The following is a 597-nucleotide window of genomic DNA, read 5'->3' as shown; positions in this document are numbered from 1 at the left end:
CTTGGAACTCAATGGTCAGCTCCTGGCTTGGCCACTCGAATAGCCGCTCTACGGCATGGCGAGCATGTGTTCCCGCCATGTCGAACTCGGTTGCGGTCGTCTGTTGGCGGGACACCTGGCAATAGCTGCAGGTGTGGTGGCAGCGCAAGGACACCACAAAGATGTGCAGGGCAGGTCCGCCCACCAAGTAGGACTTTCGGCTTCGGTATTGGCTGAGCAACGGGGCCAGCGAGCTTCGGCTTGTATCCGCAACGGCAAGGTGCCGGGCCTGCAAGTCTGCGAGCAACGGCGACTGGGCCGGAAGCTCATGGGAAACGAAGCGCTGCAGGTCCTCCATGCCCATGAGCAGCCAATCGCCCGCCATTGAGGAGACGAACGCCTTCTGAGGGTCCCACGGGAGCCGCCTGAAACGCATCGGCAGCAGTTGATAGCCCGGTGAAGGACTGAAGGCATCCTTTGGCCTGAATCTCACGGCACCACCGCGCCGGACGGCATCGCCTGGGTCAGTGCGGCGCGAACCAGCTCTTGCTGGAGGCCTTGAGTCTCAACACGCACCAGGGCGCGCAGGCGCTCATCCAGAAGGTCGTTGAAGAATTG

The 597-nt window shown here is 62.1% G+C and carries 1 pseudogene; it reads right to left on the bottom strand.

The features are described 5' to 3' along the window. Nucleotides 1–364: pseudogene (locus ACXJKH_RS21900) on the bottom strand (His-Xaa-Ser system radical SAM maturase HxsB); the annotation flags it as partial. Between the last annotated feature and the right edge of the window lie 233 nt (nucleotides 365–597).

It is taken from the genome of Stenotrophomonas sp. P5_B8 (assembly GCF_054049855.1).
This window is presented reverse-complemented; position numbering and strand designations above follow the sequence as displayed.